18 protein-coding genes are annotated in these 20,525 nt (G+C 72.5%); 16 read left to right on the plus strand and 2 right to left on the minus strand.

Annotated elements, in window-relative coordinates; all coding sequences use genetic code 11:
- The first annotated feature begins 39 nt into the window (after positions 1–39).
- From miaA to HOQ23_RS11690, 11 genes are all read left to right on the plus strand, one after another.
- Positions 40–981: a tRNA (adenosine(37)-N6)-dimethylallyltransferase MiaA gene (gene miaA, locus HOQ23_RS11640; protein WP_172214756.1), complete on the plus strand. Its 942-nt coding sequence runs from the start codon at positions 40–42 to the stop codon at positions 979–981.
- Positions 962–2,026, plus strand: a complete 1,065-nt coding sequence (locus tag HOQ23_RS11645) for a serine hydrolase domain-containing protein (RefSeq protein WP_172214757.1) — start codon at positions 962–964, stop codon at positions 2,024–2,026. The genes miaA and HOQ23_RS11645 overlap by 20 nt, the downstream gene beginning before the upstream one ends.
- A gap of 48 nt (positions 2,027–2,074) precedes the next feature.
- The gene (locus tag HOQ23_RS11650; RefSeq protein WP_172214758.1) at positions 2,075–3,001 is read left to right on the plus strand and encodes a helix-turn-helix domain-containing protein; all 927 of its coding nucleotides are present in this window, start codon (positions 2,075–2,077) and stop codon (positions 2,999–3,001) included.
- Positions 2,998–3,537 carry a dihydrofolate reductase family protein gene (locus tag HOQ23_RS11655; RefSeq protein ID WP_172214759.1) on the plus strand — a complete coding sequence of 180 codons (540 nt, stop codon included), beginning with the start codon at positions 2,998–3,000 and terminating at the stop codon, positions 3,535–3,537. Before HOQ23_RS11650 ends, HOQ23_RS11655 begins: the two co-directional genes overlap by 4 nt.
- Positions 3,538–3,616: 79 nt before the next feature.
- On the plus strand, positions 3,617–5,479 hold the full coding sequence (gene ggt / locus HOQ23_RS11660) for a gamma-glutamyltransferase (protein WP_172214760.1): 1,863 nt from the start codon (positions 3,617–3,619) through the stop codon (positions 5,477–5,479).
- Between the two features lie 25 nt (positions 5,480–5,504).
- Complete coding sequence (locus tag HOQ23_RS11665) at positions 5,505–6,158, plus strand: pyridoxamine 5'-phosphate oxidase family protein (protein WP_367650467.1); 654 nt, start codon at positions 5,505–5,507, stop codon at positions 6,156–6,158.
- Positions 6,158–7,018, plus strand: coding sequence for a diaminopimelate epimerase (dapF, locus tag HOQ23_RS11670; RefSeq protein WP_172214761.1), 861 nt, complete (start codon positions 6,158–6,160; stop codon positions 7,016–7,018). The genes HOQ23_RS11665 and dapF overlap by 1 nt, the downstream gene beginning before the upstream one ends.
- Before the next feature lie 198 nt (positions 7,019–7,216).
- The gene (locus tag HOQ23_RS11675; protein WP_172214762.1) at positions 7,217–7,993 is read left to right on the plus strand and encodes an SDR family oxidoreductase; all 777 of its coding nucleotides are present in this window, start codon (positions 7,217–7,219) and stop codon (positions 7,991–7,993) included.
- Positions 7,994–8,166: 173 nt separating this feature from the next.
- A complete protein-coding gene (hflX, locus tag HOQ23_RS11680) occupies positions 8,167–9,738 on the plus strand; it encodes a GTPase HflX (RefSeq protein WP_216654121.1) in 1,572 nt (523 codons plus the stop codon).
- 133 nt (positions 9,739–9,871) lie between these two features.
- Positions 9,872–10,618 carry an SGNH/GDSL hydrolase family protein gene (locus tag HOQ23_RS20905; protein ID WP_172214763.1) on the plus strand — a complete coding sequence of 249 codons (747 nt, stop codon included), beginning with the start codon at positions 9,872–9,874 and terminating at the stop codon, positions 10,616–10,618.
- Between the two features lie 43 nt (positions 10,619–10,661).
- Positions 10,662–12,656, plus strand: coding sequence for an ATP-dependent DNA helicase (locus HOQ23_RS11690; protein ID WP_172214764.1), 1,995 nt, complete (start codon positions 10,662–10,664; stop codon positions 12,654–12,656).
- 74 nt (positions 12,657–12,730) lie between these two features.
- On the opposite strand, the gene lexA is transcribed toward HOQ23_RS11690, so the two are convergent.
- Positions 12,731–13,453, minus strand: a complete 723-nt coding sequence (lexA, locus tag HOQ23_RS11695; RefSeq protein WP_172214765.1) for a transcriptional repressor LexA — start codon at positions 13,451–13,453, stop codon at positions 12,731–12,733.
- 358 nt (positions 13,454–13,811) lie between these two features.
- Here lexA and HOQ23_RS11700 point away from each other — a divergent pair, with 358 nt between their 5' ends.
- Positions 13,812–14,168, plus strand: coding sequence for a LysM peptidoglycan-binding domain-containing protein (locus tag HOQ23_RS11700; RefSeq protein ID WP_172214766.1), 357 nt, complete (start codon positions 13,812–13,814; stop codon positions 14,166–14,168).
- A gap of 118 nt (positions 14,169–14,286) precedes the next feature.
- Here the strand turns inward: HOQ23_RS11700 and HOQ23_RS11705 are convergent, their stop codons facing one another.
- The gene (locus tag HOQ23_RS11705; RefSeq protein WP_172214767.1) at positions 14,287–14,589 is read right to left on the minus strand and encodes a hypothetical protein; all 303 of its coding nucleotides are present in this window, start codon (positions 14,587–14,589) and stop codon (positions 14,287–14,289) included.
- Between the two features lie 415 nt (positions 14,590–15,004).
- Between HOQ23_RS11705 and nrdR the strand changes: the two genes are divergently transcribed.
- The 4 genes from nrdR (at position 15,005) to HOQ23_RS11725 (ending at position 20,516) form a co-directional block, all read left to right on the plus strand.
- Positions 15,005–15,481: a transcriptional regulator NrdR gene (nrdR, locus tag HOQ23_RS11710; protein WP_172214768.1), complete on the plus strand. Its 477-nt coding sequence runs from the start codon at positions 15,005–15,007 to the stop codon at positions 15,479–15,481.
- A 177-nt stretch (positions 15,482–15,658) separates the two neighbouring features.
- Positions 15,659–18,499 carry a vitamin B12-dependent ribonucleotide reductase gene (locus HOQ23_RS11715; RefSeq protein ID WP_172214895.1) on the plus strand — a complete coding sequence of 947 codons (2,841 nt, stop codon included), beginning with the start codon at positions 15,659–15,661 and terminating at the stop codon, positions 18,497–18,499.
- 91 nt (positions 18,500–18,590) lie between these two features.
- Positions 18,591–19,112 (plus strand): hypothetical protein, encoded by a 522-nt coding sequence (locus HOQ23_RS11720; RefSeq protein WP_172214769.1) that lies wholly within the window; start codon positions 18,591–18,593, stop codon positions 19,110–19,112.
- Between the two features lie 147 nt (positions 19,113–19,259).
- Positions 19,260–20,516, plus strand: coding sequence for an HNH endonuclease signature motif containing protein (locus HOQ23_RS11725; protein WP_172214770.1), 1,257 nt, complete (start codon positions 19,260–19,262; stop codon positions 20,514–20,516).
- Positions 20,517–20,525 lie beyond the last annotated feature (9 nt).

The raw sequence follows: 20,525 nt of genomic DNA on the forward strand, positions 1-20,525 counted from the left end.
GGCGATCGGTCACCGTAGCGGCCTTGCGACACTTCTCCCGTGTCCGAGCAGCCCCCCGCGTCGCGCGTGCCGGTCGTCGCCGTCGTCGGCGCGACCGCGTCCGGCAAGACCGCGCTCTCCCTGGACCTCGCCGAGCGGCTGGGCGGCGAGATCGTCAACACCGACGCCATGCAGCTCTACCGAGGCATGGACATCGGGACCGCGAAGCTGCCGGCGGCGGAGCGGCGCGGGATCCCGCACCACCTGCTGGACACCCTGAGCGTGCGCGAGGCCGCCAGCGTGGCGGAGTTCCAGGGCCTGGCGCGCGGGGTGATCGCCCGGCTGCGCTCCGCGGCGAAGGTGCCGGTGCTGGTCGGCGGCTCGGCGCTCTACACCCGCGCGGTCCTGGACCGCTTCGAGTTCCCCGGCACCGACCCGGAGGTGCGGGCCCGGCTGGAGGCCGAGCTCGACACGGTCGGCCCGGCCGCGCTGCACGCCCGGCTGCGCCAGGTCGACCCCGAGGCCGCCGCCTCGATCCTGGTCGAGAACGGCCGCCGGGTCGTCCGGGCGCTGGAGGTCGTCGAGATCACCGGACGCCCGTTCTCGGCGTCCCTGCCGGTGCTGGAGTACGTCGACCCGCACACCGTGCAGGTCGGCGTCGACATCGACCGGCCCACCCTGGACGCCCGGATCGAGCAGCGGGTCGCGCAGATGTTCGCCGACGGGTTCGTCGCCGAGGTGGAGCGGCTGCTGGCCGAGGGCCTGGCCGAGGGACGCACCGCCGCCCGGGCGATCGGCTACCGCGAGGTCGCGGCCCACCTCGCCGGCGAGCTGTCCGAGGACGAGGCCCGCGAGCGCACCGTGATCGCCACCCGCCGCTTCGCGCGGCGCCAGGACGGCTGGTTCCGCAAGGACCCCCGCATCCGGTGGGTGCGGTACGACGACCCCGACCGGGTCGAGCGGGCGCTGGAGGCGGTGGCCGGTGTCCGGGCCGGCGCGTGAGCGGGAGACCGACCCGGATCCGCAGGAGCTGGGCCGGGTGGACGAGCTGCTCGCCTCCACGCGCGGACTGCGCGACGGCGCGGTCGTCGGTGTCACGGCCGCCGGGCGCAGCCGGGTCTGGCACCGCGGCCCGCTGCCCGACGGCGCCGCGTCGGTGTTCGAGATCGGCTCGGTGACCAAGACGTTCACCGCGCTGCTGCTGGCCGACCTCGCCCGGGAGGGGATCGTCGGGCTGGACGACCCGGTCGCGGCGTACCTCCCGGTCGCGCCGCCGGTCCTCGGGCGACCGATCACGCTGGCCGACCTGGCCACCCACCACTCCGGGCTGCCCCGGCTCCCGGCCGGCATGACCGGCCCGTCGCTGAGCGGCACGGCGCGCAGCGTCGACCGACGCGACCCCTACGCCCACCTCGACGAGGACGCGCTGGTCGACGCGATACGCCGTACTTCTCCCACACGCCCGCCCGGGGAGCGGTTCGGCTACTCCAACCTCGGCGCCGGGCTGCTGGGCTGGGCGCTGGCGCGCCGGCTCTCCACGACGTACGCCGCACTGGTGGCGCAGCGGGTGACGGGCCCCCTCGGGCTGGCCGACACCTGGATCGACCCGCCGACCGGAGCCGCCTGGCGGGTCGCGACCGGGCACGGCTGGTGGGGGCGCGAGGCGCACCCGTGGGACCTCGCCGGGCTGGTCGGGGCGGGTGGGCTGCGCTCGACCGCGGCGGACCTGCTCGCCTACCTCGCGGTGTTCGCCGAGGGCGCGACCGGACCACTCGCGGCGGCGGCCGCGGAGGCCCGCCGCCCGCGACACCGGGTCGGCGAGCTCGAGGTCGGGCTCGGCTGGTTGCGGACGACCCCCACGGGCCGGGCCTCCGGGCGCCTCGGGGTGCGCGAGCCGGTGCTCTTCCACGACGGCGGCACCGGCGGGTTCCGCTCCTTCGCGGCGCTGGTGCCCGCGACCGGTACGGCGGTGGTCGTGCTCTCCGCCCGGGCCCGCGGCGTCACCGGGACGGGCCTACGGGTGCTCGCGGCCGCGGCGGGGGACTGAGCAACCTCGGTCGGGCGGCCGGGGCCCACCGCGCCGCACACTTGTCGCATGGCCGACACCACTCCCGGCCGCGACCGGCTGCGCGAGCTGCTGGACGCGGTCCTCGACGAGGACAACACGACGCTCGCGCAGATGGCGCAGGACGCCTACGCCTCGCCGTACCACTTCACCCGCCAGCTCTCCCGCGGCGCCGGCGAGCCGCCGGTGACGATGCGCCGGCGGGTGATGCTGGAGCGCGCGGCCTGGCAGCTGCGGCAGGGCACCTCGGTGACCGACGCGGCGTGGGCGGCGGGCTATGAGTCGGTGGAGGGGTTCAGCCGGGCCTACTCCCGCGCGTTCGGCCAGCCGCCGAGCGCGGTCACCGCGGAGTCCGGCACCCACTGGCTGCCTGCCCCGAACGGCATCCACTTCCACCCGCCCACCTCGCTGTGGGTGGAGGAGCCGGGCGCGCAGCCGGGCGGGGAGGTGACGCTGCTGCTGGTGCACCACGACCTCGACGACACCCGCGACCTGCTCGAGGCGGCCAAGGGGGTGCCCGACACCGAGTGGCGCGCTGCACGGCTGCCGGGGCACGCACCGCTGCCGTTCGACGGCGAGGAGGCCTCGCTGGGCGCGGTGCTGCAGCACCTGGTCCGCACCAAGGAGGTCTGGCTGGCCTCGATCACCGGCGCCGACGAGCCCCCGGCCGGGCCGGACGACCCGGCTGGCCTGCTCGCCCGCCACGACGCGGTCGCGCCGCGCTGGCTGGCGGCGCTGCGCGACATCGAGCGGCGCGGCGCCTGGGGCGACCGGCTCGTCGACGCGCTCTGCGAGCCGCCGGAGAGCTTCGTGCTGGGCAGCGTGGTCGCCCACGTCCTCACCTACTCCGCCCACCGGCGCGTGCTCGCGCGCTGGCTGCTCGGGTCCGCGGCCCCGGGCTGGCCCGAGGGCGACCCGATCACCTGGCTGCGCCGCAGCACCGGAGGTCTCGCATGAGCCGCACCGTCTACTACACCGCCACCACCCTCGACGGCTTCCTCGCCGACGAGCACGACTCCCTGGACTGGCTGCTGAGCCAGGACATCGACGAGCGCGGCGCGATGAACTACGAGGACTTCTACGCCGGGATCGGCGCACTGGCGATGGGCGCCACGACCTACGAGTGGGTCCGCGAGCACCTCGCGTCCACCGGCGAGCAGTGGGCGTACGACGTGCCCTCGTGGGTCTTCACCCACCGCGACCTCCCGGTGGTGGGGGAGCGGACCCGGCTCACCAGCGCGCCGGTGGAACAGGTGCACGCGGCGATGCTCGAGGCCGCCGGGGACCGGGACCTGTGGATCGTCGGCGGGGGCGACCTCGCGGGGCAGTTCGCCGACCGGGGGCTGCTCGACGAGGTCGTGGTCTCGATCGCCCCGGTGACGCTGGGCTTCGGGCGCCTGCTGCTCCCGCGCGCCCTGGACCTGCGCCTGGTCGAGCACGACCGCAACCGCGCCTTCCTCTGCGCGCGCTACGAGGTCGTCGGCCCGCGCTGAGGACGCCCCGGGAGATCGGGTGAGCAGGATCTCGCAAAGGGGGTACTCGTGCGGGGACCGTCGACTCGGGAGGACCGCCATGCGCCGTACCGCCACCGCCCTGCTCGCCCTCAGCCTCGCCGCCGTGGCGGTGCCCGTCACCGCCCCCGGCGCCGCCGCGGCGCCACCGGGAGCGGGCGGGAGCAGCGCGAAGCCCGGCAACGGTGCGGTCCCGGAGCCGCGCAAGGTCGCCACCGCGGTGGGCGCGGGCGGCGCCGTCTCCACCGTCGACCCCTATGCCACCCGGGTGGGCCTGCGGGTGCTGCGCCGCGGCGGCAACGCCGTGGACGCCGCGGTCGCCGCGGCCGCGACCCTGGGCGTCACCGAGCCCTACAGCGCCGGCATCGGCGGTGGCGGCTACTTCGTGCACTACGACGCCAAGACCGGGCGGGTGCGCACCATCGACGGCCGTGAGACGGCGCCGGCGAGGATGCGCAACGACTCCTTCGTCGACCCCGCCACCGGCGAGCCCTACCCGTTCACCCCCGACCTGGTCACCAGCGGCGTCTCGGTCGGCGTGCCCGGGACCCCGGCCACCTGGCAGGACGCGCTCGCGCGCTGGGGCACCCTCGACCTCGCCGACGCGCTGCGGCCCGCGACCCGGATCGCGGACCGCGGCTTCGTGGTCGATCAGACCTTCCACGACCAGACCGAGGACAACGCCGAGCGGTTCGGCGCCTTCACCTCCACCCGCAAGCTGTTCCTGCGGGGCGGCAAGGCGCCCCGCGTCGGCAGCGTGCTGCGCAACCGCGACCTCGCCCGGACCTACGACCTGCTCGCCCGCCGCGGGGCCCAGGCGTTCTACCGCGGCCCGCTCGCCCGCGACGTGGTCCGCACCGTGCGGACGCCCCCGAAGACCCGCACCACCGACCTCCCGGTGCCGCCCGGGCGGATGCGGCTCTCCGACCTGCGTGACTACCGCACCGCCAAGCAGGCCGCGACCCGCAGCCGCTACCGCGACGTGGTCGTGCACGGCATGGCGCCGTCCTCCAGCGGCGGCACCACCATCGGCGAGGCGCTCAACATCCTCGAGCGCTTCGACCTCGAGGACCTCGACGACACCGCCGCGATGCACCACTACCTGGAGGCCAGCGCCCTGGCCTTCGCCGACCGGGGCAAGTACGTCGGTGACCCCGCCTTCGTCGACGTCCCGGTCTCCGACCTGCTGAGCGACCGCTTCGCCGCCGAGCGCGCCTGCGAGCTCGACCCGGCGCAGGCCGCCACCAAGCCGGTGGCCGCCGGCGACGTCACGTCGTACGACGGGCGCTGCGACGCCCCGGCGCCGGCCGGGGAGGTCGCGGAGGACACCGAGAACATCTCCACCACCAACCTCACCGTGGCCGACCGCTGGGGCAACGTCGTGGAGTACACCCTCACCATCGAGCAGACCGGCGGCTCCGGCATCGTCGTGCCCGGTCGCGGCTTCCTGCTCAACAACGAGCTGACCGACTTCAGCACCGTCTACGACCCGCAGGACCCCAACCGCATCCAGCCCGGCAAGCGCCCGCGCAGCTCGATGTCGCCGACGATCATCACCCGCGACGGCAAGCCGGTCCTCGCGCTCGGCTCGCCCGGCGGCTCCACGATCATCACCACCGTGCTCCAGATGATCGTCGGCGTCGTGGACCGCGGGCTCAGCCTGCCCGAGGCGATCGCCGCCCCGCGTGCCTCCCAGCGCAACACCGCGGCGGTCACCGCCGAGCCGGCGTTCATCGACCGGTTCGGCACCGACCTGGAGGCGCTCGGCCACACCCTGACGCCCTCGGGTGACGCCTTCACCAGCGCCGCGCAGATCGGCGCGGCGACCGCGATCGGCTTCGGCCCGCGGGGTCGCCTGACCGCGGTGGCCGAGCCGGAGCGACGCGGCGGCGGCAGCGCGGGAGTGGTCCGTCCCGCGCGCTGAGCGGCCCACGGCGTAGGTTTGGCGGGTGACCGAGCAGACCGACGACCCCGCGCAGTGGCCGACGGTGGCCACCGCCGAGGAGCTCGTCGAGCTGCTCGGGGAGCCCGCGCCGCGGTCCCGTGACAAGGCCCGGCACGCGCTGCTCGACGTCGACCGGGCCTGGCTCGCCGCCTCGCCGTTCTGCGTGATGGCGACGGCCTCCGCAGCCGGGGAGTGCGACGCCTCGCCCAAGGGAGACCCGGCCGGGTCGCTGGTCCACGTCATCGACGAGCGGACCATCGCCCTGGCCGAGCGCCCGGGCAACCGGCGCGCCGACGGCTACCGCAACATCGTGGAGAACCCGCACGTCGGGCTCACCTTCCTGATCCCCGGTCGCGGCGACACGTTGCGGATCAACGGGCGCGCCCGGCTGGTCCGCGACGCGCCGTTCTTCGACGACCTCGTCGTGCGCGGCCACCGCCCGGTGCTCGCCGTGGTGGTGGCGATCGAGGAGCTGTTCTTCCACTGCGCGAAGGCATTCCTGCGCTCGGGGCTGTGGGACCCCGCGACCTGGGACCCCGAGGGGGCGGTCCCGCGCCGCGCGGCGCTGGCCGCCGAGACCGAGCCGACCGGGATGAGCCTGGCCGAGCTCGACGAGCACTACCGCCCGGAGAACTACACGAAGGGGCTCTACGCCTGATGCACTACGAGTTCCTCAAGGGTCACGGCACCGAGAACGACTTCGTGATCCTGCCCGACCACGACGCCGCCGTGCACGGCGAGCTGGACCCCGCCCGCGTCCGCGCGCTGTGCGACCGGCGCGCCGGGATCGGCGGCGACGGCGTGCTGCGCGTCGTGCGGACCGCGGCGTACGACGCGGCCCGCGAGCACGTGGACCCCGCCGAGGCGACCTGGTTCATGGACTACCGCAACGCCGACGGCTCGGTCTCGGAGATGTGCGGCAACGGCGTGCGGGTCTTCGCCCGCCACCTGGTCGAGGAGGGCCTGGTCGACGCCGGCAAGCCGGTCCCGGTCGGCACCCGCGACGGGGTCAAGACCGTGACCGTCGACGGCGACGCGATCACCGTCGACATGGGCGTCGCGCGCGTGCTCGGCGGGACCGTGGTCTCGGTCGGCGCGCACACCTGGCCGGCGCTCAACGTCGACATGGGCAACCCGCACGCCGTGGCCCGGGTGGAGTCGCTCGAGGCGGCTGGCCCGGTGGGGTCGCTGCTGGAGTCCCCGGCGTACGACCCGGAGGTCTACCCGCACGGCGTCAACGTCGAGTTCGTCCTCCCGCGCGGCCCGCACCACGTGGAGATGCGCGTCCACGAGCGCGGCTCGGGGGAGACCCGCTCGTGCGGCACCGGCGCCTGCGCGGTCATGGTCGCCACCGCGATCCACGAGCACCACGGCACGATCGGCTCGCCCCCCGCGGCCGACGCGACCTACCGCGTCGACGTCCCCGGCGGCTCGCTCTCGATCACCTGGACCACCGAGGGCCGCGTCCTGCTCACCGGTCCCGCCCTCGTCGTCGCCCGCGGCACCACCGCCCTCTGACCCCTGGCCCGCCGGTTGAATCGAGACCTCGGACCGTCGAGTCGAGCGCTTGGACCGGTCGAGTCGAGCCCTCGGACCGTCGAGTCGAGCCCTTGGACCGGTCGAGTCGAGCCTCGAGACCGTACGCCGGGCACGGCGCGGCACCTGTGACGCGGCCCACGTGACGGGGGTCGCACCGCGGCCCCTATGCTCCGGCGCATGGACATCAACGGAGCAAGCGCGATCGTCACCGGCGGCGCCTCGGGGATCGGGGCCGCGGCGGCCCGCCAGCTGGCCGCCCGCGGGGCCCGCGTCGTGGTCGCCGACCTGCAGGACGAGCGGGGCCAGGCCCTCGCCGACGAGATCGGGGGCGTGTTCGCCCACGTCGACGTGACCCGGACCGAGGAGATCACCGCGGCCGTCGCGCTGGCCGGCGAGGTCGCGCCGCTGCGCGCGGTGGTCAACTCCGCCGGCATCGGCTGGGCCCAGCGCACCATCGGCCGCGACGGCACGCTGGAGTCCGCGCACTCCCTGGAGGCCTTCACCAAGGTCGTCGGCATCAACCTGATCGGCACCTTCGACATGGTGCGCCAGGCCGCGACCGCGATGAGCCGCAACGAGGCCGACGCGGACGGCTGCCGGGGTGCGATCGTCAACCTCGCCAGCGTGGCGGCCTTCGACGGCCAGATCGGCCAGGCGTCGTACTCCGCCTCGAAGGGCGGCGTGGTCGGCATGACCCTCCCGGTCGCCCGCGACCTCGCGGCCGCCGGCATCCGGCTCAACACCGTCGCCCCCGGCCTGATCGACACCCCGATCTACGGCGAGGGACCGGAGTCGGAGGCGTTCAAGGCCAAGCTCGGGGAGTCGGTGCTGTTCCCGCGCCGCCTCGGCACCCCCGACGAGCTCGCCTCGATGGTGCTCGAGTGCCTGACCAACTCCTACATGAACGGCGAGGTCGTGCGCGTCGACGGCGGCATCCGGATGCCCCCGAAGTGAGCCCCCGGCAGTAGCGCCCCGGGTGCTGCGTCCGTGCAGCGTGACCGCGTCGCCGGGACCGTGCTCGGCGGCCCGGATCGGGGGTACCGGTTCGGCGTGCGGCGGGCACGCCGGCGAGCGGGCATAGTTAACCGGTCGCGGACGTTCACCCGGGGACCTACTCTGGAAGGCGTATGACGAACTCTTCTGCATCTCACTTCAGCCTCGACGACGAGCTCGAGGAGACCACCGGCTGGGACGACTCCGACCCGAGCGCCGCGCACGCCGGCGAGCGCGCGGACGGCCCCGACGAGCCGGACGACGACCTCGACGACCAGCAGGTGGAGGACCACTCGGGATGGGCCGACGAGCCCGACCCCGAGGAGGAGCCCACGGTCGGCGCGATGGAGCTGGCCGAGCGGCACGCCCTGCGCCGTGTCGCCACGCTGCGCACCGACCTCGAGGACATCACCGAGGTCGAGTACCGCCAGCTGCGCCTCGAGCGCGTCGTGCTGGTCGGGGTCTGGACCGAGGGCTCGGTCCAGGACGCCGAGAACTCCATGGCCGAGCTCGCCCTGCTCGCCGAGACGGCCGGCTCGGAGGTGCTGGAGGCGATCTACCAGCGTCGCCAGACCCCCGACCCCGCGACGTACATCGGCCGCGGCAAGGTCGACGGGCTGAAGGAGATCGTCGCCGCCACCGGCGCCGACACCGTGATCTGCGACGGCGAGCTCGCGCCGAGCCAGCTGCGCAACCTCGAGGACCGGCTCAAGGTGAAGGTCGTCGACCGCACCGCGCTGATCCTCGACATCTTCGCCCAGCACGCGAAGTCCAAGGAGGGCCAGGCGCAGGTCGAGCTGGCCCAGCTCAGCTACATGAAGCAGCGCCTGCGCGGCTGGGGCGGCAACCTGTCGCGCCAGGTCGGTGGCCGGGTCGCCGGCGGTGCCGGCATCGGTGGTCGTGGTCCGGGTGAGACCAAGATCGAGACCGACCGGCGCCGGATCAACACCAAGATCGCCAAGCTGCGCCGCGAGCTCAAGGAGATGAAGGGGACCCGCGACACCAAGCGGTCCGAGCGTCGTCGCCACCAGATCCCGAGCGTCGCGATCGCGGGCTACACCAACGCCGGCAAGTCCTCGCTGCTCAACCGGCTCACCAACGCCGGGGTGCTGGTCGAGGACTCGCTGTTCGCGACCCTCGACCCGACCACGCGGCGCACCACGACCGAGGACGGTCGCGTCTACACGATGAGCGACACCGTCGGCTTCGTGCGCCACCTGCCCCACCAGCTCGTGGAGGCGTTCCGCTCCACGCTGGAGGAGGTCGCCGACGCCGACCTGATCCTGCACGTCGTCGACGGCTCGCACCCCGACCCCGAGGGCCAGATCTCCGCGGTCCGCGCGGTGCTGGCCGACATCGAGGCCGCGGACGTCCCGGAGCTGATCGTCATCAACAAGGCCGACCAGGCCGACCCGATGGTGATCGCGCGGCTCCAGCAGCGCGAGCCGCACTGCGTGGTGGTCTCCGCCAAGACCGGCCAGGGCATCGCCGAGGCGCTCGCCGTCATCGAGAGCGAGCTGCCCCGGCCCGACGTCGAGTTCCGGGTGCTGCTGCCCTACGAGCGCGGCGACCTGGTCAACCGGATCCACCAGCAGGGCGAGATCGAGTCGCTCGAGCACACCGCCGAGGGCTCCCTGGTCCGTGGTCGCGCCAACGCCGACCTCGCCGGAGAGCTCGAGGAGTACGCCGTCCCGGCTCCCGCCTGACGGCCCCGCCTCGTCGGGCCGGGGCGCAGCGGTCACGCACCGCGGCGCTCCGGTCCGGTGACGAGCAGGTCACAGGTCGGACGCGTCGGCGCGAACGGCTGCCGCGCGAGCGCCTGCGGCCGACAATGGTGACGTGGTACGTCGTGGGGCCCAGGTCGCCCGTCCGGAGACGCCTGCGGGCGCCGAGACCGTCGCGCGTCCTTCGCGCTGGCGCCGGCGTGCCGCTGCCGTGCTGGCCGCGGTGGTGACGGCGGCCGCGGTGTCGGTGTGGGTCGCCGGGCAGGCGACCGGTGAGGCCGCCGGTCGCTGTGAGCGGTTCGCGGCCGCCTCGAGCGACCGCGCCGGCGTCGTGACCGGGATCGGGCGCCCGGCGCTCGTGGTCGGGGACTCCTACGCCGTCGGCCTGCTGCTCGACGACCCGCTGCGGGCCTGGCCCGCGCGCCTGGACGGCCGGGTCCGCGTGGCCGGGTTCTCCGGCTCCGGCTTCAGCCGCGGGGCGAGCGGCTGCGGCGAGGTCTCCTTCGCCACCCGCACGTCCGCCGCGCTGCGCGCCCACCCCGCCGCCGAGGTCGTGGTGGTCGAGGGCGGCCTGAACGACCACGACCAGACCCGCGCGGCGATCGTGCGCGGCTTCGAGCGGGTGGTGGCGGCCGTTGGGGACAGGCACCTCGTGGTGGTCGGCCCGCCCGCGGCGCCGTCGCGGGCCGAGCAGGCCCGGCGCGTCGACGCCCTGCTGACCCGGCTCAGCGCCCGCCACGGCACGACGTACGTCTCGATGAAGGGGCTCACGCTGCCCTTCCTGCCCGACGACCTGCACCTGACCCCCGAGGGCCACACGGCCTTCGGCGACCGGGTGGCGACGGCGCTCACGCGGTTGTGAGGACGCCGTGGGGGCCGTCGGTGGTCGCGGTTAGGGTTCTCCGGTGCCCACCACTGCCGAGCAGACCTCCGTCCGCGACGTCCTGGCGACGGCCGTGCGTGCGCTCGGCGGCGCCGAGCGCGAGGGCCAGGTGCAGATGGCCGAGGCCGTCGGGCGCGCCATGGAGGAGGAGCAGCACCTCCTGGTCCAGGCCGGCACCGGCACCGGCAAGTCGCTGGCCTACCTTGTGCCCAGCCTGCTGCACCGCGAGCGGGTCGTGGTCGCCACGGCCACCCTCGCGCTCCAGCACCAGCTGGTCGAGCGCGACATCCCGCGCCTGACCACCGCGCTGAAGGGCCAGCCCGGCGTCGACACGTCGTACGCCGTGCTCAAGGGCCGTTCCAACTACGCCTGCCTCCACCGCGTCCGTGAGGGTGTGCCGGACGACCAGGGCGCGCTGGTGCAGCTGCCCGAGGGCTCGATGGGCGCGAAGATCCTCGAGCTGCGGGCCTGGGCCGACAAGGAGGCCGAGGAGGGCGGCAGCGGCGAGCGCGACAACGCCCCGCGCCACACCGACAAGGAATGGCGCCAGGTCAGCGTCAGCCACCGCGAGTGCCTCGGCGCAGCCAAGTGCCCGTTCGGCCAGGAGTGCTTCGCCGAGCTGGCCAAGGAGAAGGCCCAGCAGTCCCACCTGATCATCACCAACCACTCGCTGCTGGCGATCGACGCCGTCGAGGGCGTCCCGATGATCCCCGACTACGACGTCGTGGTCATCGACGAGGCGCACGAGCTGACCCAGCGGGTCACCCAGGCGGCCACCGACGAGCTGTGGGCCGCGGAGGTGGAGCGCGCCGCGCGGCGCGCGCAGCGCTACGTCGACGGCAGCGAGGCCGACGACCTCTCCGATGCCGCGGACGCCCTGCGCGCCGCGATGGGCGAGGCCCGTCCCGGCCGCCTCGAGCAGCTGCCTCTCGACCTCGGCGACGCGCTCGTCCTGGTCCGCGACAGCGCCCGCGCAGTCATCTCTGCCTTCCCCAAGGACAAGGACCGCGACGGCGAGGCCGACGCCGGCCGCACCCAGGCGCGCGGCACGGTCCAGGAGGTCTTCACCACCGCGGAGCGGATGGCCGCGCAGCTGGACTCCGACGTGCTGTGGATGACCGAGGGCTCCGAGCGGATGCCCCCGCGCCTGTGCGTCGCACCGCTGCAGGTGTGGGGCCAGATGCGCGACAAGCTGCTCAACGAGAAGACGGTCGTGTTCACCTCGGCCACCCTCATGCTCGGTGGCGACTTCAGCTCGGTGGCGACCAGCGTCGGTCTCAAGCCCTCCGAGCGCGTCATCGACGGGTCGCCGACCGCGGCCGCTCCGGGGGAGGGCCAGCCGTGGCGCGGCCTCGACGTCGGCTCGCCGTTCGACTACGGCCAGCAGGGCATCCTCTACGTCGCGCGCCACCTCCCCCCGCCGGGACGCGACGGCCTCGTGCAGGCCCAGCTCGACGAGATCGTCGAGCTGATCGACGCCGCCGACGGTCGTGCGCTCGGGCTGTTCTCCTCGCGCCGGGCCGCGGAGGCGGCCGCAGAGGAGGTCCGCAAGCGGCTACCGCACCTCACCACGCTCGCGCAGGGCGACGCGCAGCTGCCCGAGCTGGCCAAGCAGTTCGTCGCCGACCCGCACACCTGCCTGTTCGGCACCTTGACCCTGTGGCAGGGCCTCGACGTCCCCGGTGAGACCTGCCAGCTCGTGCTCATCGACCGGATCCCGTTCCCGCGCCCGGACGACCCGCTGATGTCGGCGCGGCAGAAGGCGGCCGACAAGGCCGGCGGCAACGGCTTCATGCAGGTCGCGGCCACCCACGCGGCGCTGCTGATGGCGCAGGGGGCGGGTCGGCTGATCCGCACCACCTCGGACCGCGGGGTCGTCGCGGTGCTCGACCCGCGGCTGGCCACGGCGCGCTACGGCGGGTTCCTCAAGGCGAGCCTGCCCTCGATGTGGACGACGACCGACCCGGGCATCGTGCGTCAGGCGCTCACCCGGCTCGCGGGCAAGCCCACGACCTGAGCCGGGCCGTGCCCCGGCCGCGCATCAGATGGTGCGGCACGGGGCGCGGGTCGCGCACCCCGTGCCGGGACGGCTCAGACGCGGCGCAGGACCGCGGTGACCTTGCCGAGGATCGAGGCGTGGGTGCCGTCGATCGGGTCGTAGGCGTCGTTGTGGGGGAGCAGCCAGACCTGGCCTCCCTTGCGCTGGAAGGTCTTCACGGTGGCCTCGCCGTCGATGAGGGCGGCCACCATGTCGCCGTTGTCGGCGGTGGACTGCTGACGGATCACCACGTAGTCGCCGTTGCAGATCGCGGCGTCGATCATCGAGTCACCGGCGACCTCGAGGAGGAAGAGCTGGCCGTCGCCGACGAGCTGGCGCGGCAGCGGGAAGATGTCCTCGACGCGCTCCTCGGCGAGGATCGGCCCACCGGCGGCGATGCGCCCGACGACGGGGACGTACGACGCGGCCGGCAGGCTGTCGCCGATGCCGGTCTCGTCGATCGAGGACTCCTCGCTGGAGGACATGGCCCGTCGCGCGGCCATCACCTCGGGGAGGAACACCTCCAGGGCGCGCGGGCGGTGCGGGTCGCGCTTGATGAAGCCCTTCTGCTCGAGGACCTTCAGCTGGTGGGCGACGCTCGAGGAGCTGGTCAGGCCGACGGCCTGGCCGATCTCGCGCATGCTCGGCGGGTAGCCGCGCTTCTCGATGCACTCGGTGATGTGGGTCAGGACCCGCACCTGACGCGGGGTGAGCCCGGTCGCGTCGGCAGGACCGTCGGGGAGCTCGGCGACCCCGTCGCTCTTCTTCTTGGCCATCTGTGCCTTCCCTCGGTGTGCTCGTCCGGGCTGTCCGCGCCCTCGGTGGGCCCGGGGGAGGCCCGGGGCCGGCGGCGTGTGCCCACGCTAGCGACTGGCACCCCCAGAGTTCAAACATCTGTTCGAAGAGGGCGTGTCGCAGCGGGATCGCCCCCCACTGGAGCCCCATCTCTCGAACATTTGTTCGCCAGGGTGCTTGCGAAGTTCGAACACCTGCTCTAACGTCGAGCATGTGTTCGATCGAACCTCTGATCGAGCAGCTGATCCGGTCCCGGCTCGACGGGACTGTCGGTGGTGGCCGTTAGACATCTTCTTGACGCCACGACCGAGGCTGACCACCACTTCCCCAGGAGCCCCGATGAGCACGCTGAACCCCACGACCTCCCTGTCCCAGCCGTCCGCGACCGCCGGTGCGGTGCGCGGGTCGCTGCGCCTGACCCGGCGTGGCCGTGTCGCGGTCTTCGTGCTCAGTGTGGCGATCCTGCTCGGCATCGGTTTCGCCCTGGCCGGCGGCTCGATGGCCACCGCCGAGAAGGGCGAGGCCGAGCCGACGGAGATCATCACGGTCGGCACCGGGCAGACGCTGTGGGACATCGCCTCCGAGGTCGGCGACAGCGGCGACGTGCGCGACGCGATGCGCCACATCGAGAAGATCAATGCCCTCGACTCCACGATGCTCGTCGCCGGCCAGCGCCTCGCGGTGCCGATCGGCTGAGCGGGCGCTCAGACATCACCGGTCGCCTCGACCCCGATCGGTGAGCAGGGGAAGCCAGGGGGCGGGACCATCAGGTCCCGCCCCCTGTCGCGTCCCTGGTCGCGTCAGGGTCGTCGGGTCAGCGGGCGGCGCGCCGCCCGCCCGGCGTGACGGGGGCGGAGGCGGCGATCGTCGGCTCGGGGGAGTCCGGGGTGGTCGGCGCGGAGGTGATGCCGAGCTCGCGCAGCAGGCGCGCGATGAGCATCAGCCCGACGAACAGGCAGGCGACCGCGCCGGTCGAGGCCAGTGCGAGGAACCACCAGCCCTGGGAGTCGCCGCCGCGGGCGCTGGCGCCGAAGTCGATCGCGGCGAACACCAGGTAGCCCCACGCGACCACTGCGAGGGTGACGCCGCCGGCCAGGCCGAGCAGGCGTGGCTGCACCGTCGGCGTCCTCTTCGTCCCCCGCCTGGAACCCGCCCGCTTGCCCTTGCTCGCCACGGCGTCATTGTTGCCGATCGGCGCCACGTCCGGGCGGCGACCCGCGCGTTCGGTGCCGTGCGTGTGGGCCGCCTCTCGGTCCGAGCGTCGCGGCTCGCAGGCCGCTGACCTGCACAGACGAGGCGGTCCGTACCGGAGGAGGGATTTGCTCTGCGCGGGCTTGCAGACGATCCGCCGCGCGCGTACGGTTACCCCTACATCTAGTACTTACAGCGCTGTAGTTATCCACATCTAGTGCACAGCTCGGCGGCTCAAGACTCACAGATGTGAGCGAGTTCTACACAGAAGACCCCCCGTTATCCACACCCTGAGGCTCCTTCGCCCCGGGCGTTTGTGGCGCGCCTGAGAGGAGCCCCGGATGCACTGTCCCTACTGCCGGAACACCGACACTCGGGTCATCGACTCCCGGGTCGCGGACGACGGCGGCTCGATCCGGCGCCGGCGGACCTGTGGGTCCTGCGCCAAGCGCTTCTCGACCGTCGAGCTCATGCAGCTCATGGTCCTCAAGCGCTCCGGCGCGAGCGAGCCGTTCACGCGGGACAAGGCGGTCTCGGGCGTGCGCAAGGCGTGCAAGGGCCGTCCGGTGAGCGAGGACCAGCTCGCGTGCCTGGGTCAGGCGGTGGAGGACGCCCTGCGTCTCGCCGGTCAGGCGGAGATCCCGGCCCACGAGGTGGGCCTGGCCATCCTCGGTCCGCTGCGCGAGCTCGACGAGGTGGCCTACCTCCGCTTCGCCAGCGTCTATCGCGCCTTCGAGTCGGCGGACGACTTCGCCGCCGAGATCGCCACGCTCCGCGCCGAGCGGAGCCCCGGTCAGCCCACCGCCACGACGGGCTGACCCCACGAACAGCCCGGTGCGTAGTGGGGAAGCTGCGCACCGGGCCTTCCACCAGCTTCCTCCACCACTTGTCGGTGCTCGGAGAGACCATCGACAGTGAGAGCACCGACCGGAGCACCACCGAGCATGAGCACCACAGCCAGCAACACCAGCCACGACGCATCAGAGGAGACGGGCATGACGGAGACGGTCACCAGCGCAACCAGGGGGCGCAAGGCCGCGAAGAAGGGCCTGAAGGTCGAGCGGGTGTTCAGCACCGCGGGCGTGCACCCCTACGACGAGATCAACTGGGAGCGTCGCGACGTCGTCCAGACCAACTGGCGCACCGGCGAGACCGTCTTCGAGCAGCGCGACGTGGAGTTCCCCGACTTCTGGTCGGTCAACGCCTCGACGATCGTGACCACCAAGTACTTCCGTGGCGCCGTCGGCACCGACTCCCGCGAGACCGGCCTCAAGCAGCTCATCGACCGCGTGGTGCACACCTACACCAAGGCGGGCCTCGAGCACGGCTACTTCGCCAGCGCCGCGGACGCCGAGGTCTTCGAGCACGAGCTCACCTGGCTGCTCGTGCACCAGTACTTCTCCTTCAACAGCCCCGTCTGGTTCAACGTCGGCACCGAGTCGCCCCAGCAGGTCTCCGCCTGCTTCATCCTCTCGGTCGACGACTCGATGGACTCGATCCTGAACTGGTACAAGGAGGAGGGCTTCATCTTCAAGGGCGGCTCCGGCGCCGGCCTGAACATCTCCCGCATCCGCTCCTCCAAGGAGCTGCTGCGCTCCTCCGGCGGCACCGCCTCCGGCCCGGTCTCCTTCATGCGCGGTGCCGACGCCTCGGCCGGCACGATCAAGTCCGGTGGTGCCACCCGTCGCGCCGCCAAGATGGTCGTGCTCGACGTGGACCACCCCGACATCGAGGAGTTCGTCGAGACCAAGGCGCGCGAGGAGGACAAGATCCGCGCGCTGCGCGACGCCGGGTTCGACATGGACCTCGGTGGCAAGGACATCACCTCGGTCCAGTACCAGAACGCCAACAACTCCGTCCGCGTCTCCGACGAGTTCATGCGCGCCGTGGAGGAGGGCACCGACTTCGGTCTGCGCTCGCGCACCACCGGAGAGATCATCGAGCGCGTCGACGCCCGCGAGCTGTTCCGCAAGATCTCCAAGGCCGCGTGGGAGTGCGCCGACCCGGGTCTGCAGTACGACGACACGATCAACGACTGGCACACCAACCCCGAGACCGGCCGCATCACCGCGTCCAACCCGTGCTCGGAGTACATGTCGCTGGACAACTCCTCGTGCAACCTCGCCTCGCTGAACCTGCTCAAGTTCCTCAAGGACGACGACACGTTCGACGGCGAGCTCTTCGCGAAGGCCGTGGAGTTCATCATCACCGCGATGGACATCTCCATCTGCTTCGCGGACTTCCCGACCGAGTCGATCGGCGAGACCACCCGTGACTACCGCCAGCTCGGCATCGGCTACGCCAACCTCGGCGCGCTGCTGATGGCGATGGGCCTGGGCTACGACTCCGACGGTGGCCGCGCGATGGCCGCGACCATCACCTCGCTGATGACCGGCACCTCCTACAAGCGCTCCGCCGAGCTGGCCGCGATCGTCGGCCCGTACGCCGGCTACGCCCGCAACGCCGACGCGCACAAGCGGGTCATGCGCAAGCACCAGGCCGCCAACGACACCGTGCGCCCGCTGCACGTCGCCGACGAGCAGGTCCACAAGCTCGCCACCCAGGCCTGGGCCGACGTGATCGCGCTCGGCGAGACCAACGGCTTCCGCAACGCGCAGGCCTCGGTGCTCGCGCCCACCGGCACCATCGGCTTCATGATGGACTGCGACACCACCGGCATCGAGCCGGACTTCTCGCTGGTCAAGTTCAAGAAGCTCGTCGGTGGCGGCTCGATGCAGATCGTCAACCAGACGGTGCCGCGCGCGCTGAAGAAGCTCGGCTACCAGCCCGAGCAGATCGAGGCGATCGTCGAGTACATCGCCGAGCACGGCCACGTCATCGACGCCCCCGGCCTGAAGACCGAGCACTACGAGGTCTTCGACTGCGCCATGGGCGCCCGCTCGCTCAAGGCCATGGGCCACGTGCGGATGATGGCCGCGGCGCAGCCGTTCCTGTCCGGCGCGATCTCCAAGACGGTCAACCTGCCGGAGACGGCGACCGTGGAGGAGATCGAGGACGTCTACATGCAGTCCTGGAAGCTCGGCCTCAAGGCCACCGCGATCTACCGCGACAACTGCAAGGTCGGCCAGCCGCTCTCCGGCGGCAAGGGCGACAACAAGGGCACCGAGGCGAAGCCGGCCGAGGTGGAGACCAAGGTCGTCGAGAAGGTCGTCTACGCCCCGACCCGCAAGCGCCTGCCGAAGTCGCGCGTCTCGCGCACCACGTCGTTCACCGTCGGCGGTGCCGAGGGGTACATGACCTCCGGCGCCCACGACGACGGCGAGCTCGGCGAGGTCTTCCTCAAGCTGGGCAAGCAGGGCTCGACCCTGTCCGGCGTGATGGACGCGTTCTCGATCGCGGTCTCGATCGGCCTGCAGTACGGCGTCCCGCTGGAGACCTACGTCTCGAAGTTCACCAACCTGCGCTTCGAGCCTGCCGGCCTCACCGACGACCCGGACGTGCGGATGTCGCAGTCGATCATGGACTACATCTTCCGTCGCCTGGCCCTGGACTACCTGCCTTTCGAGCAGCGCGCGGCGCTGGGCATCTACTCCGCCGACGAGCGTCAGCGCCACCTCGAGACCGGCTCGTATGAGTCGGTCGAGGAGACCGGCGCCGCCGCCGAGCTCATCGAGGACGCGCCCGCCGCGACCACCCCGGTCGTTCCCGTGGCGAAGCCGGCCCCGGCCGACGCCCACACCTCGGCCGAGCTCATGGAGAAGATCACCGGCTCCGCGGTCGACTCCCCGCTCTGCTTCACCTGCGGCACCAAGATGCGCCCCGCCGGCTCCTGCCACGTGTGCGAGGGCTGCGGCAGCACCTCGGGCTGCAGCTGAGGTAGCCAGCCCACGATCGACACGCGGCGAACCCGGCCCCTCCGTGTGGGGGGGGTCGGGTTCGTTGCACGTTGTACGGGAGACTGTCGACGTGGGCCTGACCGTGCATGTCCCCGCTTGGCGCCTCGAGGAAGACGGCGCCGTCATCGTCGTGGGTGACCAGTTCGGTGCGTGGCTGGAGTTCCGCGAGAGCAGTCGAGGGGACCAGGCTCCCGATCAGCACCACCGGCTGACCGGTCTCGCCCGGGCCATTCCTCCGTGGGCCGGAGCGGAGGGTGGCAGGCATCCGACGATCATCGACGCGGACGGCGCAAGCATCTACTGGGATGCGCCCCAGTCGGTCACCGGCCCCGTCGACCTCCTCGGCGTCGTCTCGGCGAACAACGTCGATGTCCCTGACGGCTTTCCGACGACGGAAGGCCTGGTGACGCGGGTCCGCATGGAGTGGCAGGAGTGCCGACCCGGTGACGACACTGCCTGGTACCCCGTCCCGGGCACGGCCCGCTACGAGGACCTTCAGTCGAGCTACCTGCCGCACGCTGGGTCCCTCGACCCAGCGACGCGCGCCGTGTGGACGGGCGTTCTCGTGGACCTCGAGGTGACGAGCGGATAGTCGTCGTCACCATCCGGATGGTCGCAGCTCGGGCGCCTTTATCCACAGATTCAGACTTTACCTTCTTGGCTATTTCGAACACTTTCGAACACGGATAGAATAGTGCTTGGCAACCACTTATCCACCACGTCCTCTCGGGAGGCGACGATGGCCGACACGGCTCATCCCTACCTCGCCGACGTGGGGTGCGCAGAAGCGTTCCTCGACAAGATCGCGGACCGGGACCCGACCTTCCTGTCGGTGCCCGAGAAGCGTCAGGCGTTGCGGATGACGGCCCACCTGGCCTCGCGCGCGCAGGCGATGCACGCGCGGGTGATCGCGTGCGCCGATGACGTGGCCGACGCGGACGGGTGTCGCGACGTGGCCGCGTGGGTGGCGCACCGCACCCACACCTCAGGGGCGGCCGCCCGACGGTTGCAGCGGCTCGGGGTCGCGTGCGAGCTGCGTTGGCACCGCGTCGGCACAGCACTCGCCGGTGGGCACGTGAGCGTCGACCAGGGCCACGTGATGGTCGCTGCGCTCGACGACCTCACTGATGCGTTCGACCTCGTCGAGGCGAGCGCGGAGGAGTGGTCGGCGATGCTGGCCCGCGCCGAGACCTACCTCGTCGAGCAGGCCGCCGACTTCGGGCCGCGCGAGCTGGGCCGTCTGGCCGAGCGGCTGCTGGAGGTCGTCGCTCCCGAGTGGGCGGAGAAGGTCGAGGAGGAGCAGCTGCGCGCCGCGGAACGCCGCGCTCGGCGGCGTACGACGCTGGGCGTGCGGCACCTCGGCGACGGCTCCGCGATCATCCGCGCCCAGGTGCCGGAGAGTGTCGCGCTGCGCCTGACCACGATGCTGGAGTCGTTCACCAACCCCCGCCGAGCGGATGAGCCGGCGGCGGACGGGCGGCGGGTGCCCTACGAGCGTCGGTTGGGCGAGGCGTTCTGCTCGTTGTTGGAGGCCATCGATCCGTCCCGGCTGCCGCTGCACGGTGGGGACGCCACGACCTTGGTGATCACGATGGACCTGACTGCGCTCGTCGAGGGACTGGGATCCGCCACCCTCGCCGACGGCTCACGTATCACCGCCGGCGAGGCCCGGCGCCTCGCCTGCACCGCCCACCTCGTCCCGGCAGTACTCGGCACCAAGTCGGTCCCGCTCGACCTCGGCCACGCGAATCGCCTCTTCAGTCCCGGTCAGAGAAAAGCCCTCGCTATTCGCGACAAGAATTGCCGCGCGGACGGGTGCACGATTCCCTCGACCTGGTGCGAGGCACATCATCTGAATCCGTGGTCAGCAGGTGGAAAGACCGATCTCGACAATGGAATCCTGCTCTGCAACCATCACCATCACCTGATCCACGACGATCGATATCTGCATCAACGCATGCCGAACGGGGACCTGCGATTCACTCGGCGAACCTAACGACCGCCC

Source organism: Nocardioides sp. zg-DK7169 (genome assembly GCF_013155365.1).
Taxonomy (GTDB): Bacteria; Actinomycetota; Actinomycetes; order Propionibacteriales; family Nocardioidaceae; genus Nocardioides.

Excerpts from the sequence above, each read along its gene's own strand:
- HOQ23_RS11650 (WP_172214758.1), top strand. The coding sequence starts at position 2,075 with ATGGCCGACACCACTCCCGGCCGCGACCGGCTGCGCGAGCTGCTGGAC.
- HOQ23_RS11655 (WP_172214759.1), top strand. The coding sequence starts at position 2,998 with ATGAGCCGCACCGTCTACTACACCGCCACCACCCTCGACGGCTTCCTC.
- ggt (WP_172214760.1), top strand. The coding sequence starts at position 3,617 with ATGCGCCGTACCGCCACCGCCCTGCTCGCCCTCAGCCTCGCCGCCGTG.
- dapF (WP_172214761.1), top strand. The coding sequence starts at position 6,158 with ATGCACTACGAGTTCCTCAAGGGTCACGGCACCGAGAACGACTTCGTG.
- HOQ23_RS11675 (WP_172214762.1), top strand. The coding sequence starts at position 7,217 with ATGGACATCAACGGAGCAAGCGCGATCGTCACCGGCGGCGCCTCGGGG.
- hflX (WP_216654121.1), top strand. The coding sequence starts at position 8,167 with ATGACGAACTCTTCTGCATCTCACTTCAGCCTCGACGACGAGCTCGAG.
- lexA (WP_172214765.1), bottom strand. The coding sequence starts at position 13,453 with ATGGCCAAGAAGAAGAGCGACGGGGTCGCCGAGCTCCCCGACGGTCCT.
- HOQ23_RS11700 (WP_172214766.1), top strand. The coding sequence starts at position 13,812 with ATGAGCACGCTGAACCCCACGACCTCCCTGTCCCAGCCGTCCGCGACC.
- nrdR (WP_172214768.1), top strand. The coding sequence starts at position 15,005 with ATGCACTGTCCCTACTGCCGGAACACCGACACTCGGGTCATCGACTCC.
- HOQ23_RS11715 (WP_172214895.1), top strand. The coding sequence starts at position 15,659 with ATGACGGAGACGGTCACCAGCGCAACCAGGGGGCGCAAGGCCGCGAAG.
- HOQ23_RS11725 (WP_172214770.1), top strand. The coding sequence starts at position 19,260 with ATGGCCGACACGGCTCATCCCTACCTCGCCGACGTGGGGTGCGCAGAA.